The organism is Bacteroides sp. MSSM.1001136sp1_RTP21357st2_D2_RTP21359_211015 (genome assembly GCF_040913205.1).
Classification (GTDB): Bacteria; Bacteroidota; Bacteroidia; order Bacteroidales; family Bacteroidaceae; genus Bacteroides; species Bacteroides ovatus.
The window spans coordinates 155202-171036 of sequence record NZ_JBDFVF010000004.1; the positions used below are offsets into that span (position 1 = coordinate 155202).

Genomic DNA, 15835 nt, shown 5'->3' on the forward strand with positions numbered 1-15835 from the left:
ATGCGGAACACAACTTTAATCTTTAAAACTATCATTATATGAAACTGAATAAATATATATTTGCAACCCTTATTACTTCAACTACATTATTTCTAGGTAGCTGTAGTGACTTTCTGGATCGTAGTCCGCAAGGACAGTTCACGGAAGATGACAATCCGAACGCTCTGGTCAACGGTAAGATTTATAATGTCTATACGATGATGCGTAACTATAATGTGACAGCCGGCCCTCCTGCTTTTGCCATCCACTGTTTTCGTTCGGAAGATTCGGAAAAAGGAAGTATTGCCAGCGATGGCTCTGATGTAGCCGAAATGTATGATGATTTTGTGTATACACCGACCAACGGCCTACTGGGTGCTTATTGGGGACAGAATTATGCCATCATCTACCAATGTAATGAGATTCTTGATGCCATTGCAGAAAAAGAAACAGCCGGACAAACAGAAACTGAAGACATCATCAATAAGGGAGAGGCCTCTTTCTTCCGTGCTTATTGCTACTTCAATCTGGTAAGAGCTTTCGGCGAAGTTCCTTTGGTGACTTATAAAATCAACGATGCTTCGGAAGCCAATATCCCGAAGACAAGTGCTGATAAAATCTATGAGCAAATCGACAAGGACCTGAAAACAGCAGAAGAGTCATTGCCGGAAACATGGAGCAGCGAATACACCGGACGACTGACTTGGGGAGCTGCCCGTTCCTTACACGCGCGTACTTATATGATGCGCAACGACTGGAACAATATGTACACAGCCTCCACCGACGTCATCAAAAAGGGGCTCTACAACCTAAAGACTCCGTATAATGAGATTTTCACGGATGATGGTGAAAATAACGGAGGTTCCATATTCGAGTTGCAATGTACAGCTACTGCCGCTCTTCCTCAAAGTACCGTTATCGGTAGCCAGTTCTGTGAAGTACAAGGTGTACGCGGAGCAGGTCAATGGGACTTGGGCTGGGGATGGCACATGGCAACAGAATACATAGCGCAAGCCTACGAACAGGGTGATCCACGCAAAAACTCCACCCTACTCTACTTCCGCCACTCGGACAGCGATCCTATCACTCCGGAAAATACCAACGAGCCATACGGTGAATCTCCGGTTTCTCCGGCAATAGGTGCTTACTTCAATAAGAAAGCCTATACCGACCCAGCTTTGCGTAAAGAATATACCAATAAAGGTTATTGGGTAAACATTCGTCTGATCCGCTACGCAGATGTACTGCTGATGGGAGCCGAATCAGCTAATGAAAAAGGTATTCCGGGTGAAGCAATCGACTATTTGGAACAAGTACGCGCACGCGCCAGAGGCACCAATACCAATATATTACCTAAAGTGACGACTACCGATCAGGGAGAATTGCGTGAGGCCATCCGCCACGAACGCCGTGTGGAATTAGGGTTGGAATTCGACCGTTTCTATGACCTCGTTCGTTGGGGCATTGCAAAAGAAGTGTTGCACGCAGCCGGTAAAACCAATTATCAGGACAAAAACGCACTGCTTCCACTGCCGCAGACAGAGATCGACAAGTCTAAGGGAGTGTTAGTACAGAACCCCGACTACCAATAAGAAAGTTCCTCGGTGCCAAACGGTTGTTTCCTCGGTGCCGAAACTACTGTTCCTCGGTGTCGAACAATGTCCTCCTCGGTGCCGAACATTCAACGCATCAGGAGGACTTTATATGAATAGAGATAAAAGTAACTATAATAATATGATATACAAAAAGTTAAGTCTATCCATTCTGTTGTTTGCCGCAGGTTTTCTAACCGCGTCGGCACAAAAGTCGCCACAGGATATGGATCGTTTCATCGACGTATTGATGAATAAAATGACGCTGGAAGAAAAAATCGGACAGTTAAACCTTCCTGTCACCGGAGAGATCACTACGGGACAAGCTAAAAGCAGCGACATCGCCGCAAAAATCAAGAAAGGCGAAGTGGGAGGATTGTTCAATTTGAAAGGAGTAGAGAAAATACGTGAAGTACAGAAACAGGCTGTGGAAGATTCCCGGCTGGGTATTCCGTTATTGTTCGGGATGGACGTTATTCACGGATACGAAACGATGTTCCCTATCCCGCTCGGTTTGTCTTGCACCTGGGACATGACAGCCATTGAAGAGTCTGCCCGCATTGCAGCCGTAGAGGCAAGTGCCGATGGAATCTCATGGACTTTCAGCCCGATGGTGGATATTTCACGCGACCCTCGTTGGGGACGCGTATCCGAAGGTAGTGGCGAAGACCCGTTTCTCGGTGCCATGATTGCCGAAGCGATGGTACGCGGCTATCAGGGGAAAAACATGGAACGGAATGACGAAATCATGGCCTGCGTAAAACACTTTGCGTTATATGGGGCAGGCGAAGCCGGCCGCGACTATAACACCGTAGATATGAGCCGCCAACGAATGTTCAATGATTATATGCTGCCGTATGAAGCAGCCGTTGAAGCGGGTGTAGGTAGCGTGATGGCTTCTTTTAATGAAGTAGACGGCATTCCGGCCACTGCCAATAAATGGCTGATGACGGATATTCTCCGCGGACAGTGGGGATTCAACGGTTTTGTGGTAACTGATTATACCGGCATTTCAGAAATGATCGACCACGGTATCGGTGATCTTCAGACAGTATCCGCCCGTGCCATCAACGCCGGAGTGGATATGGATATGGTAAGCGAGGGTTTTGTAGGGACACTGAAGAAATCCGTTCAGGAAGGAAAAGTCTCTATGGAAACATTGAATACGGCTTGCCGTCGTATTCTGGAAGCCAAATATAAACTGGGATTGTTTGATAATCCTTATAAATATTGCGATCCGAAACGTCCGGCACGCGACATCTTTACCAAAGCCCATCGTGATGCAGCCCGCAGAATTGCAGCAGAAAGTTTCGTTCTTCTGAAGAATGACAGTCCCGACGGTAATCCGAACGGAAATCCGTTGTTGCCTTTCAACCCTAAAGGAAATATTGCAGTAATCGGTCCGTTGGCAAACAGCCGTAGCAATATGCCGGGTACATGGAGCGTAGCAGCTGTGCTCGACCGTTGCCCTTCTTTGGTAGAAGGATTGAAAGAGATGACAGCCGGAAAAGCGAATATCATGTACGCTAAAGGAAGCAACCTGATTAGTGATGCAAGTTACGAAGAACGGGCAACGATGTTCGGCCGTTCCCTGAACCGTGACAACCGCACCGACCAGCAGTTGTTGGACGAAGCATTGAACGTAGCCCGTCGGTCGGATATCATCATCGCAGCGCTAGGCGAATCTTCTGAAATGAGCGGTGAAAGCAGCAGTCGTACAGACTTGAATATTCCCGACGTACAACAGAATCTGTTGAAAGAACTTTTAAAGACAGGCAAACCGGTGGTACTGGTGTTATTCACCGGACGTCCGCTTACGCTGAACTGGGAACAGGAGCATGTGCCTGCCATTCTAAATGTATGGTTCGGAGGTAGTGAAGCCGCTTACGCCATTGGTGACGCCCTCTTCGGTTACGTCAATCCGGGTGGTAAACTGACTATGACTTTCCCGAAGAATGTCGGCCAGATACCTCTTTATTATGCGCATAAAAATACCGGACGCCCATTGAAAGATGGCAAATGGTTCGAGAAATTCCGCAGCAACTATCTCGATGTGGATAATGATCCGCTTTATCCGTTCGGTTACGGCCTTTCTTATACGACGTTCTCTTACAGTGACATCGACTTGAGTCATTCTTCCATGGACATGAACGGTTCGTTGACCGCGGCAGTGGAGGTTACCAATACCGGAACATGGCCCGGCTCGGAAGTGGTACAGCTTTATATCCGCGACGTTGTGGGTAGCAGTACCCGTCCCGTCAAAGAGTTGAAAGGTTTCCAAAAGATATTCCTGGAACCGGGTGAAATGAAGATTGTCCGTTTCAAGATTGCTCCGGAAATGCTTCGATACTATAATTATGACTTGCAACTGGTTGCCGAACCGGGCGACTTTGAAGTGATGATCGGTACGAACAGCCGTGATGTGAAAACCGCGAAGTTCACGTTAAACTAAACTTTTATCACCTTGATTATGAACGATAAATATAAAAGAATAATAGAAATGAGTGCACTTCCGCTCATGTTACTATTTCTATCCGCCGTTGCCCTGACTTTCCAGAGCTGTAAAGGGAAAAGCAAAAGCAACAACCTTTCCGCAGCCACCGACTCGTTATCGGACGACGCCCTGATGGATACCGTCCAGCGACGGACTTTCCTCTATTTCTGGGAAGGTGCCGAGCCGAATAGCGGCTTGGCTCCCGAACGTTATCATGTGGACGGCGTTTATCCAGAAAACGATGCCAACGTAGTCACTTCCGGCGGCAGCGGCTTCGGCATCATGGCTATCCTTGCGGGAATCGACCGCGGTTACGTCACCCGCGAAGAGGGACTGGCACGAATGGAACGCATCGTTTCTTTCCTCGAAAAGGCAGACCGTTTCCATGGAGCCTACCCTCATTGGTGGTATGGTGATACGGGCAAGGTGAAACCATTCGGGCAAAAAGATAATGGGGGCGATCTGGTAGAGACCGCTTTCCTCATCCAAGGGCTGCTGGCCGTACACCAATATTACGTCAACGGAAACGAGAAAGAGAAAGCCCTCGCCCAACGGATCGACCAGATTTGGCGGGATGTCGACTGGAACTGGTATCGGCAAGGCGGGCAAAACGTTCTTTACTGGCATTGGAGTCCGACGTATGGCTGGGAAATGAATTTCCCTGTACACGGTTACAACGAATGTATGATTATGTATATTCTTGCCGCCGCTTCTCCTACACACGGAGTACCTGCGGCTGTCTATCATGACGGTTGGGCACAGAACGGAGCCATCGTTTCTCCGCATAAAGTGGAAGGAATCGAGTTGCACCTCCGCTATCAGGGCACCGAAGCCGGACCGCTTTTCTGGGCTCAATACTCTTTCCTCGGACTTGACCCGGTGGGACTGAAAGATGAATACTGCCCCAGCTACTTCCACGAAATGCGCAACCTGACACTGGTGAACCGTGCTTACTGCATCCGCAACCCTAAACATTACAAAGGTTTCGGACCGGATTGTTGGGGACTGACCGCCAGCTATTCCGTCGATGGATATGCAGCTCATTCGCCCAATGAGCAGGAGGACAAAGGAGTAATCTCCCCTACCGCCGCACTTTCATCCATTGTCTATACACCGGAATATTCCATGCAAGTGATGCGCCATCTATATGGTATGGGAGATAAAGTGTTCGGTCCTTTCGGATTCTACGATGCTTTCAGCGAAACGGACAATTGGTATCCGCAACGTTATCTGGCTATCGACCAGGGTCCTATTGCTGTCATGATCGAAAACTACCGGACCGGATTATTATGGAAACTCTTCATGAGCCATCCCGACGTACAGGCCGGATTAACCAAACTTGGTTTTAACACCAACAAGCAAGACGTGAGACAGAAATAAGAGGGAATCTCGGTGTGCGGAAGTGGTCTACTGACCACCTCCACCACCGGTGTTTCCACCTCCTCCGCCGCCACCTTTCACATCGTCATTGTCGATGCTTCGTGCGGCTTTCTTCACACTGGCTTTCAACTCACCAAGCCGATAGCTAATACTGAAACCGTAATACCGGCTCGGATATTTGCTCGAACTCTTCGAAATAAAGTTAGCTCCTTCTGTGTGGTTATTGTAAGTTCTGTATTTCTCCAGAACATTGCTGCAATAAATATTCAAAGAAAGACGTTCTTCTTTCAGGAAAGAACGGCTCAATCCCAAACTATAATAACTATATCCTGAACCTTTTCCCTGCAAACTGATTCGGGGTGTGCTACCTCCGCCGTTCAGGCTCAAACGTACTTTTCCCGGTAAGGTCTGCTGAATTCCTCCATAAGCAGAAGCATTCCATCCATAATTGTGCAACTCTTGGGCAGGACTCCGCAAATCGCTATAATTGCCACGTCCATTGACGTAAATTCTCGTTTTAGGAGAAGCGTTCCAGTTCAAATAAAAGTTCAATCCTGTTTCCCGGCTCTTTCCGATATTACCGTATGTGCTATACAGTGCACCGTAGGGAGCTTTATGCCCATCTTCAAAGATTTCTCCGTCTTTATCAGTAATCAAACGGCTGATTCTTTCAATTCCATTGTTATTGAAAGAATGACGCAAAGAAAGATTGATGTTGAACTTGGACGTAAAACTGCTGTAAGACAAGTCGAACGAATGACTCTTCTCACTCTTCAGGTTCGGATTTCCCTGATTGATAAACATCGGATTCTGATTATCGAAATAAGGATTCAAATTCCAGATACCCGGACGCCAGATACGCATATTATATCCACCACGCAAATTCTGCGTCTTTCCTAGTTTTATTCCCAAGGAAACGGAAGGAACCAGATCACTAAAATTCGAATCAAAGTTCTCGCCCGGACCCACCAGATACTTCACCTCTTGTATGGTTTGCTCATAACGTAATCCCGGTTTGAAAGTAAATCCCTTGTATTTCAGCGTATATCCGGCATAAGCAGAGAGAATATGATTCAAATGACGGTACTCGCTACTACGATTCTCATTATATGCATAGTTTTCACTTGCTCCCTCGGCTTCATAAAACCGATTATCACTGGAGTTACGTCGGAAAATATATTTGGCACCGGTTTCAATTGTATGCAGCTTTCCAATCGGAGTAGTATAGTCCACCTGGAAAGTCTGCTCCATCGTATTTGTCTTTCCGTCCGAATGGAAATTCTTTAATGACAATTCTTTAATGATATCCAGTTTATTCTCATCAGGCTCGATGTCCAGATAAGTATTATATGAATCATTCGTTTGGGGTTGGGAATTGATTTTATAAGAAAACGTAATCATCCGTTCTTTATTTTTTCGGGAAGTACGTTGATAGTCTATATTTCCGTTGATAGAATACCATGACCCTTTTCCATGATTGTCGGTTCTATAACGGTACGCAAAATCCTGTCGATCAGCTCCGTGCATAATCGTATTTCCGCCACTGTTACTTTTGTCACTGCTACCGTACATTCCGAAAGCCACGGTCAGCAACCTCAACGTATCAATCTCGTAACTGGCTTCCAAATTGCCATACTGGAAATTCCCTTTCGACTTGGAGCTACTTTCCGATTCCAGATATTTTTCATTCTCTTTATCCGGTTCGTAGTTTTCGCGATAACTGTCGGAATAGCTGCGCGGGCTATTATTATAATTGTAGTTATAGTTGGCAGAAACAGTCAGTTTACCTTGTTTCACCATTGCGTAAGTGCCGGCACCTACTCCGTTATTATTAGCATTTCCTCTGAAAGTAGCCGTGTATCCTTCAAATCCGGAACCTACTGTGACGATATTCAGAATACCTCCGATACCTTCCGCATCATATTTAGCTCCCGGTGAAGTTATCACCTCAATATATTTGATCGTGTTTGCCGGCATACTTTTCAGTACTTCCTTCGGATTATTACTCATCATATTATTGGGCTTTCCATTTACATGTATCTTGAAACTGCTACTGCCGTTTACTTGTACATTGTCTTCTCCATCCACCGTTACCAAAGGCACTTTCCGAAGCATCTCCAATATACTGTTCGATTTTGAGTCCGGGTCATCTTCAATATTATATTCAATCTTATCCACATCTACCTTTACCAAAGGTTTTTGTGCAACTACCTCCACTCCTTTCAATACGTTATTGGCCTCTGAAGAAATCATTGTGCCCAAGTCAACCTCCTTCACGGACGGTTTTAGAGTAAATTCCTTTACTATCGGCGCTTTACCAATCGAAGAAATAGTGATGATGTAATTACCCGCAGCGACATTCAGTTTCTCCTGAAATTTACCATTCGCCCCAGTCACCGCCATCTTGACTGCTTTATCCGGAGCATTTTTCTTTGCTATTTTGATGGTAGCATACGGTTCTCCCTCTTGTGTTAAAGAATCAATAAGTACTCCTTTGACTGTATAAGAAGGAGCTGTGGATTTTTGTGCCCACCCCGCCACGGAGGTAGTGAATACGAATAGAATTAGTAGTAACAGTCTGTGTTTCATGACTAGAAATATATTAGTTTATATTTATTAGACGCAAGACATTCAAAAATGCTGCAAATTCGAGAACCAAAAGTAGTTGGTTTATCTACACTTACGAATTTTTCGGAGTTAAGAATATAAAACGAATGGATAAAAAATCTTACTACAGTATATTTCTAGTATTTTTAAACATTTCTGTTTAGGGATATCTTTAAATATATCTATTCAGGGTTTAAAAGGAGATAGAATGGTATTTACCATCGTATCAACCGTATCAGTCGCCTTAAGTGAGCGCAGATTCTTCCAATCCAGCAAGTACTAAAGTTCTCTTCATATTTCGTGAACACTTTCTCACAATCCCGAAGCCGGCTGTTTTGCCTTTTCATAGCTGTTTGTATCTCTTTCATTCGAGCTATTTGCTCCCTTTGATACAAGAGTTCTTTGTCTTGACAGCCAATAATTTCAGCATATAAGTTACAGATATTTGCTTTTTCAATACATAGGTCTTCCAATGTGTCGATATACTCGGCTGTAACTCGATCCTTATTCTGATGCAGGAATCCGATAAGGCTTTCTTCATCAACAGTGGTGATGCCTTTCTCATACGACATCGGGAATCTTTTCATATCCGCCCAAAGCCAGATTACTTCTTTGTTGATTCCATACTTGGCCGCCGCTTCTTCTACGCTAATCCATTTTGGCATAATGCTTTTGTTTTAATGTGTTCCACAATAAAAATGGAGTATTATTTTGTTTATGTGGCACAACGTGCATCCACGTTTTCTGTATTTCGGGCGGACGGGGAATTGTTTAGGTTAGACTTTTAGGGGTAATCATAACCGACCGGACACAAAAAAGACGTGAATGCTGTTGCACCATTATCTCCACTCGAGGTCTTAGCATACCCTATAGAAAGACAATGATAACAACAGACATCCACGCCAATCGTTTATATATAACACATCTCCAACGGATATGTTGATATAAAGCCGTTCGCGTGGAATATCTGTTGAATCATCTCTCCTCTATATGAAATTGCTAAGTTTCGAGTGGGAGAGACAATACATTACATATTCCATTTAGTAATATATATCGCCTTCTACTAGTTTCATCACGCTGATGAGCAGAAAGCGTATGACAAAGATATACATATTTTTTGAAATGTGGTGGAAATATGGAAATAAATGCTGGAAGTTATGTATATTCAACAAGCCGACTCAATTGTAATTCTTGGAGGATTTGGTTTAGGACAGCCATATCCCTAAAATTTGATTCATTCCTGCACTGTTTTGAATAAAATAATGGAGTATTCTAAAAACGTTGTGGTAAATCTGAAAAAGACGATTGAGTTTTTAAGATTCCCCGTTATCTTTTTATTATAAGATATGGGTCAAGGGTGAGGGGTGGTGAGGGTAGATTTATAACCTTTTATTTTATTATTTTCTATACTATCTCCTTTTTTATCTATAAAAAAAAATACGAAAGTTATAAATCTACCCTCACCATCCCTCACCCTTGACCCATTCATTAGCGCAACGTTTAACTCGTTTCTATGCAGTTTTGATTCTTTTCACCACAGAGGACACGGAGGACACAGAGGTGAATTGGGTTTATGACTTACGGTGGTGACCCTAATTTTGATGCGTAATCCTTCCTCTATAAAGTTGAAAAAACATAAAAACATCTGCCACCTGCAACCAAACGCGTGTAATGTGCTAATTGATAAATAGTTGGAACGTGGCAGATACCTGCGGCAGATAGGTTGCAGATAAAGTATCTGCAACACGTTATATAATCAAAGAAAAAGCCTTGATTCCTTGACGCAAAGCTATGGGATAATTGGGGTTACTCTATGGAGAATTTGTGGTATCTCTACGGGGAAACGACAGTATCCTTACGTAGAAACTGTAGTGTCCCGCCTTAGAAACTCTCGTTTCCTACCGTGGAAACTGTAATTTCTAATGCCAGAAACGACAGTTCCCCGCCTGGAAACGGGAAGTTAATGTATACAGTATGTACTGTTTTCTACACTTCATTCAGTTAAAAGCAACTATACTTATACTTTCCTCTTTTTAAAAGCAATGAAGTACCCGGAAATTTATTACCTTTGTGTAATTGATTTATAAAACCGGAGTATATGAGCACTAAAATTTATCCCATTGGCATACAGAATTTCGAAAAGATTCGTAATGACGGCTATTTATATATTGATAAAACGGCATTGATGTATCAAATGGTAAAAACCGGTAGTTACTATTTCTTAAGCCGTCCACGCCGCTTCGGGAAGAGCCTGCTCATCTCTACGATGGAAGCCTATTTTCAAGGAAAAAAGGAACTGTTTGCAGGACTGGCTGTAGAAAGGTTGGAAAAGGATTGGATTAAATATCCGATACTACATCTGGACCTTAATATCGAAAAATATGATACGCCGGAAAGTCTGGATAATATACTCGAAAAATCGTTGACTGCATGGGAAAAGCTCTATGGTGCCGAGCCATCCGAACGCTCATTTTCCCTGCGTTTTGCCGGTATCATAGAACGCGCCTGCAAGCAGGCAGGACAGCGTGTAGTTATTTTGGTAGATGAATATGATAAGCCCATGTTGCAAGCCATCGGCAACGAAAAATTGCAAAAACAATTCCGGGACACTTTAAAACCTTTCTATGGGGCACTCAAAACAATGGATGGCTATATAAAGTTTGCGTTCTTGACCGGCGTTACAAAGTTTGGCAAAGTCAGTGTGTTTAGCGACTTGAATAATTTGGATGACATCTCAATGCGAAAAGATTATGTTGAAATCTGCGGTGTCAGCGATCAGGAGCTTCATGAAAACTTAGATATCGAACTTCATGAGTTTGCAGAGACGCAAGGTTTGTCGTATGACAAGCTCTGTACAAAACTAAAAGAATATTATGATGGCTATCATTTTACACATAATTCTATCGGTATATATAATCCGTTTAGTCTGCTCAACGCTTTCAAATATAAAGAATTCGGCAGTTATTGGTTTGAGACGGGGACACCTACCTATCTGGTTAAGTTACTAAAAAAGCATCATTATGATCTGGAACGGATGGCACACGAAGAAACTGATGCACAAGTACTGAATAGCATCGACTCCGAATCAACCAACCCGATTCCAGTGATTTACCAAAGCGGATACCTCACCATTAAAGGATATGACGAACGTTTTGGCATATACCGTTTAGGTTTCCCCAACCGTGAAGTAGAAGAAGGATTCATTCGCTTTCTGCTTCCTTTTTACGCGAATGTGAATAAGGTGGAATCCCCATTTGAAGTTCAAAAATTCGTCCGTGAAGTAGAAACGGGAGATTATGATTCTTTCTTCCACCGCCTGCAGAGTTTCTTTGCCGATACGACTTACGAAGTAATCCGGGAGCAGGAACTACATTATGAGAACGTACTTTTCATTGTTTTCAAATTGGTTGGTTTCTATACCAAAGTGGAATACCACACCAATAACGGACGTGTAGATCTCATTCTGCAAACAGACAAATTCATTTATATTATGGAATTCAAGCTAAACGGAACAGCAGAAGAGGCTTTGCAGCAGATTAACAACAAACGCTATGCGCTGCCTTTCGAAGCGGATGGACGCAAACTATTCAAGATAGGAATTAACTTCAGTGAGAAAACCCGTAATATCGAGAAATGGGTGGTAGCATCCTGAAGTATACCCTGCCTTGACAAAGAGACTGTTATTATTAACGTGGTGATCTTATTCCAATCCCGGCCACGCTTTTGTTGAATACGTAGCCTCAAGCGCATTTTCTAAATTATCATTCAGACTCGGGAAGAAATCGATTCCTGTCTTTTCTTCCAGTTCGTCTATTGATAATGCATAGTCAACAAGTTTTATTGTTTTTGACGGTTTGCTGTCTGTATGTTCCATCCAAAAGGCAATTGCTTTGAAAGAATCTCCCTTTTTAAACAACAAAGCCATATAATAATATTTAGGAACAGGCTTGCTACGGTCGCCACCTATATATTCTTTGACTTGTTCTTCCTTATCAATCGTTCCGCCTTTTACTACATACAAGGTATCTGAAGCTGTACAGCTACGCCCCCATGACTGTACTTGTCCTTCCAATGCCAACCAAACACCTATATTAAAATTGTTCCGTTGCGGACTCATATTCGTATAATAAAAGGTTTGGTCATTAGCTTCTTGTTGATAAAGTCTGTCGGCAGAAGCACAGAGGTGCCCTCTATCATAACCTTTTTTCCCAAAATCTACTTGAGTACGTTGATATTCCATATCAAGAGAAGGGTCCGGAATAAATTCATCACTACGAGTTGCCTCTTGCAATCTAGTTTGATTGTCAAATCGAAAAGCAATCCAACGGGAATGTTTCTTACTCTTATCGTATTCCATACTGAAAGAGGTTACTTTCTGCCCTTTGAAAGTAGTAGAGTGGGTTATGAATACATCGTTTGCTCCATTGCGGAGAGCAGGAAGTTCTACGATGCCGGTGGCAAAATTATTGGAGTTGTTATTCTCGTCTTTACTGCAAGAATAAAAGCACACCCAAAATACCCCTAACCAAAAATATCTCAAAATATATTTCATTTCCAAATCTTTTTTTATAAATTATAATTTCAGAGAAACAAGTATAGAACTATTCATAATGTTCAATAAGAGTTCGTTCTTCCTTTTCATTATCGTAAAACTATATATTAAATTCCTTATAATTCAAAAACTTTATGAAAGAAAAGGGTGCCTTACAAGACACCCCTTTCATTATGTATATAAAGAATTTCGTCTTTACTTTATACCTTCCAATTTTATATTATCCAAACGGAATCCCATTGTATTTTCACTGTCAGAAACAAATGTTATTTTTTTAGTTCCGGTTGGAATATTTGTAATTGATACAGGATAGAAAACATTTGCTTTCTCAAGAGTTACAGCAGGCACTGCAACTTCTGTTCCATCGCATTTCACCTTAATAACAGTTTGCGATGTATTTCCTTTTCCACATGCCAAATCGTAACTTAAAGTAAGACTTGTATATCCAGTAGAATTAAAGCCGGAAATCTCTATTTCTGTAGATTTGTCCGTACCCGAAAAACTTGAAGGCAACCATAAACATGCATCGGTTGAAGTTTTGGCAGGAACACGGATATCCGCTGTCGCTTTTGTATCCACAATAGTTAATTGGGTATCAAAATGTGTCCAATTTGCTATAGCCGTTTTATTCTCTTTAGCATATCAGCCATTACCCCAAATCCTTCAGCAAAAAGAACTTCTGTCCCTTCTCCCGGTTCTGGATCAGTTTCTCCACTTTCAGCTGCATATAACCTTATATTATAAAGACGGAGCCCAAACTTATTATCTGTTCCATTAGTAGAAAACTTCAACGTAGAATTATCTGTACCTGCTACTGATATTTCAACTTGCATTTCATGGAATATTCCGCTAGCCTTACCATTTCCTACGACTTCCTTACTGGTAGGAGTAACTTCTTTTTCATTCAATGTAAGTTTTAAATTATTAAGATTATCTGTTTCAGTTGTCGCATAAACATTAGAAGCAACTTCATAAGCAACAATAAACTTGGTATGTCCAGCAATATTAATGCCACTAATTACAAATTCTGCAGATTTACTAGCTGGGAACCAAATATTATTCACCTTTTTCGTCTCTGTCGTATTATCAGGAGTTCTATGAGCAATGGCGCGAATATCAGCTGTAGTAGCCGAGTATGAATAGCTATTATCCCAATGAGTAAAACTAGAGATAGCCGTCGTAGCTGTCAATATATTGGCATCTACATCAGAACCATATTTTTCAGTAAAGATCAACTTCCCTTCGGTTGGGTCCGGATCAACAGGTCCACCACCTTCACCTTCTCCAACAATCTTCACATTCTTCACTTCCCATGTACCTACATTAGAAGTAGTACTTATATATTTGAAAGCAAATTGAATATTTTTACCAATATAGCTAGCAAGATCAATATTACCAGAAGAAACAAATTTCCAATCCTGATTAGTTCCATAAGTTGGTATAGTAGCTTGAGTCCAATCAGAAGCAGTACTTTCCTTCACCCATATAGTCAACTCTTTTGCAGGATCACCACAGAATTTATGAGCATGTTCAAATGTCAATGAAGCTTTGGTCGCTTTTGTCAGATTTACAACAGGAGATATCAACCAGCTTTCTGATGCTTCTTTTTCTGTTGCAGAGATATAAGCACTAGCTTTCATATATTTGCTGGCAGTTCCGCCAGTCTCCGGTGTATAAGACTCCCATTTCCAGATTTCGCTTACTTTAGTAGGACGTGTCTTATCTTCAATAGTAAATGTACCTTTATCTGAAGCAAATGATTCTTCAAAGAATGTAACTCCGCCAACCGGAGGCGTAGGCTCATCTCCCCCTTCACCAATAATAGTGCCATCTTCCAATATCGCAGTTGTAACTTCTTTCAATCCCGGTAATCCCCATGTATTTTTCACTAAGGTTCCTTTCAAAGTCACTAAACGAGGAAGAGGAGTTGTTGCATTATCAACCAAATTTAAAGCTGCCTTAACTTCAGAGCAGCCAGCAGTTTTACCACTTAAATTAACCGCTGAACAATTCTTATAATCGCTTTCTCCACGGTCATCTGCAATCAGAAATGCAGTAGCTTTCACACCTGTGGGTTGTGTTCCAAAAACAACATCATTTTCAGAACTTATGGACATATCGGTAGAAGACTTAATACCTGCTACAATATATGCTTGTACCCAAGCTACAGTAGTACCATCGGCCTTAGCCTTTAAATCTGATACAGTATATGGATTATCTTTAGAACCATCACCCGTCAGCCCCGGAACATCACCCTCTCCCAATATATCATAAGGAGCCGGTACATCACTACATGAACTAAATGTGAACACTGCAAGCAGTGTCAAGAATAAAGCATTTAGAATCTTTTTCATAATTGTATATTGTTATTTGAATTATTTATTGCGTTTTACATCACTGCCAGTACGAATAATCAATTGCCAAGCATTGTTATATCGGGTCAGTATACCTGTCACATTTAAAGTACCTTGCGGAAGAATATCTTTTGAGAAGTTAGCATAGATACTGGTATGTGCCACAGCCGCAGACTTAGTACCATCAGCATAGTTGATATTGCGTTCTACAAAAGAAAGATTTGGATTAGCTACATCTTCCTCTGCTGCATAAGTTGTAGTACCATTTGCATCCGGAAAACTTACATTTTTTAATGTAACAAGCAATGGCGCCTGCTTCATATCCACAGCGGTCAATTCTGCAGCCGTAGAGATTTCTAAAGGTCTTAATTCATCATAAAACAACTTCGGTTCATTAATCAAACGTACATGCTGTTTCCATACATATTCGGGCATACGTCCCACTTTGCCTTCATAAATTGAACCGATTTGTGCAAGCTTACGGTAACTACCGATTTGCAATCCCTTACAGTCAATTACGACTTTTTGACCTACCGGACAGAAGGCATATAATCCGGAATTATTAACTCCTACAATAATAGCACCTGTTTCATCACCAACGACAAGCTGTTTGTAGATGTTTCCACTTTCATCATCTCCAATTATTACACCTTCAATACGTGTCTCATCCTCAATAGTAGTATACGTATCAGTACTCGTATCAATGAAATCATTGTATTTCTCTTTCAGCGCAGCTATTGAAATGGTGCGTCCTTCCGGGATTGAATTATTACCATAAGCATTTCCCGTCACCGGATCATCATAGTTCTCACAGGAAGTGAGACCTGCGCCACATAGCAGCAATCCGGTACATAATATAGATAGTAATTTCTTCATA

10 protein-coding genes are annotated in these 15835 nt (G+C 42.1%); 4 read left to right on the forward strand and 6 right to left on the reverse strand.

The genetic code is table 11. The annotated features are described in order from the left end of the window. The first annotated feature begins 38 nt into the window (after positions 1-38). The 3 genes from AB5217_RS04670 (at position 39) to AB5217_RS04680 (ending at position 5445) form a co-directional block, all read left to right on the forward strand. On the forward strand, positions 39-1571 hold the full coding sequence (locus tag AB5217_RS04670) for a RagB/SusD family nutrient uptake outer membrane protein (RefSeq protein WP_032847251.1): 1533 nt from the start codon (positions 39-41) through the stop codon (positions 1569-1571). A gap of 142 nt (positions 1572-1713) precedes the next feature. Then, positions 1714-4023: a beta-glucosidase BglX gene (gene bglX, locus AB5217_RS04675; protein WP_008019975.1), complete on the forward strand. Its 2310-nt coding sequence runs from the start codon at positions 1714-1716 to the stop codon at positions 4021-4023. 18 nt (positions 4024-4041) lie between these two features. Continuing rightward, positions 4042-5445, forward strand: a complete 1404-nt coding sequence (locus AB5217_RS04680) for a glucoamylase family protein (protein ID WP_115483816.1) — start codon at positions 4042-4044, stop codon at positions 5443-5445. A 27-nt stretch (positions 5446-5472) separates the two neighbouring features. Here the strand turns inward: AB5217_RS04680 and AB5217_RS04685 are convergent, their stop codons facing one another. After that, complete coding sequence (locus AB5217_RS04685) at positions 5473-8034, reverse strand: outer membrane beta-barrel family protein (protein ID WP_032847246.1); 2562 nt, start codon at positions 8032-8034, stop codon at positions 5473-5475. A 233-nt stretch (positions 8035-8267) separates the two neighbouring features. Next, a complete protein-coding gene (locus tag AB5217_RS04690; RefSeq protein ID WP_032847244.1) occupies positions 8268-8717 on the reverse strand; it encodes a hypothetical protein in 450 nt (149 codons plus the stop codon). Positions 8718-10150: 1433 nt separating this feature from the next. Between AB5217_RS04690 and AB5217_RS04695 the strand changes: the two genes are divergently transcribed. After that, positions 10151-11704 (forward strand): ATP-binding protein, encoded by a 1554-nt coding sequence (locus tag AB5217_RS04695; RefSeq protein WP_032847242.1) that lies wholly within the window; start codon positions 10151-10153, stop codon positions 11702-11704. A 48-nt stretch (positions 11705-11752) separates the two neighbouring features. Here the strand turns inward: AB5217_RS04695 and AB5217_RS04700 are convergent, their stop codons facing one another. The 4 genes from AB5217_RS04700 to AB5217_RS04715 all read right to left on the reverse strand — a co-directional run bounded on the left by AB5217_RS04700 (position 11753) and on the right by AB5217_RS04715 (position 15834). Further along, a complete protein-coding gene (locus tag AB5217_RS04700) occupies positions 11753-12604 on the reverse strand; it encodes a DNA/RNA non-specific endonuclease (protein WP_368112843.1) in 852 nt (283 codons plus the stop codon). A 195-nt stretch (positions 12605-12799) separates the two neighbouring features. Beyond that, the gene (locus AB5217_RS04705) at positions 12800-13183 is read right to left on the reverse strand and encodes a hypothetical protein (RefSeq protein ID WP_368112844.1); all 384 of its coding nucleotides are present in this window, start codon (positions 13181-13183) and stop codon (positions 12800-12802) included. A gap of 35 nt (positions 13184-13218) precedes the next feature. Further along, a complete protein-coding gene (locus tag AB5217_RS04710; RefSeq protein WP_368112845.1) occupies positions 13219-14958 on the reverse strand; it encodes a choice-of-anchor J domain-containing protein in 1740 nt (579 codons plus the stop codon). A gap of 21 nt (positions 14959-14979) precedes the next feature. Next, positions 14980-15834, reverse strand: a complete 855-nt coding sequence (locus AB5217_RS04715) for a DUF5689 domain-containing protein (protein WP_032842892.1) — start codon at positions 15832-15834, stop codon at positions 14980-14982. Position 15835: the final 1 nt, after the last annotated feature.

What these genes read in the sequence shown, in the direction of transcription:
- AB5217_RS04670 (WP_032847251.1), top strand. Translation starts at nt 39, where the DNA reads ATGAAACTGAATAAATATATATTTGCAACCCTTATTACTTCAACTACA.
- bglX (WP_008019975.1), top strand. Translation starts at nt 1,714, where the DNA reads ATGATATACAAAAAGTTAAGTCTATCCATTCTGTTGTTTGCCGCAGGT.
- AB5217_RS04680 (WP_115483816.1), top strand. Translation starts at nt 4,042, where the DNA reads ATGAACGATAAATATAAAAGAATAATAGAAATGAGTGCACTTCCGCTC.
- AB5217_RS04685 (WP_032847246.1), bottom strand. Translation starts at nt 8,034, where the DNA reads ATGAAACACAGACTGTTACTACTAATTCTATTCGTATTCACTACCTCC.
- AB5217_RS04690 (WP_032847244.1), bottom strand. Translation starts at nt 8,717, where the DNA reads ATGCCAAAATGGATTAGCGTAGAAGAAGCGGCGGCCAAGTATGGAATC.
- AB5217_RS04695 (WP_032847242.1), top strand. Translation starts at nt 10,151, where the DNA reads ATGAGCACTAAAATTTATCCCATTGGCATACAGAATTTCGAAAAGATT.
- AB5217_RS04700 (WP_368112843.1), bottom strand. Translation starts at nt 12,604, where the DNA reads ATGAAATATATTTTGAGATATTTTTGGTTAGGGGTATTTTGGGTGTGC.
- AB5217_RS04710 (WP_368112845.1), bottom strand. Translation starts at nt 14,958, where the DNA reads ATGAAAAAGATTCTAAATGCTTTATTCTTGACACTGCTTGCAGTGTTC.
- AB5217_RS04715 (WP_032842892.1), bottom strand. Translation starts at nt 15,834, where the DNA reads ATGAAGAAATTACTATCTATATTATGTACCGGATTGCTGCTATGTGGC.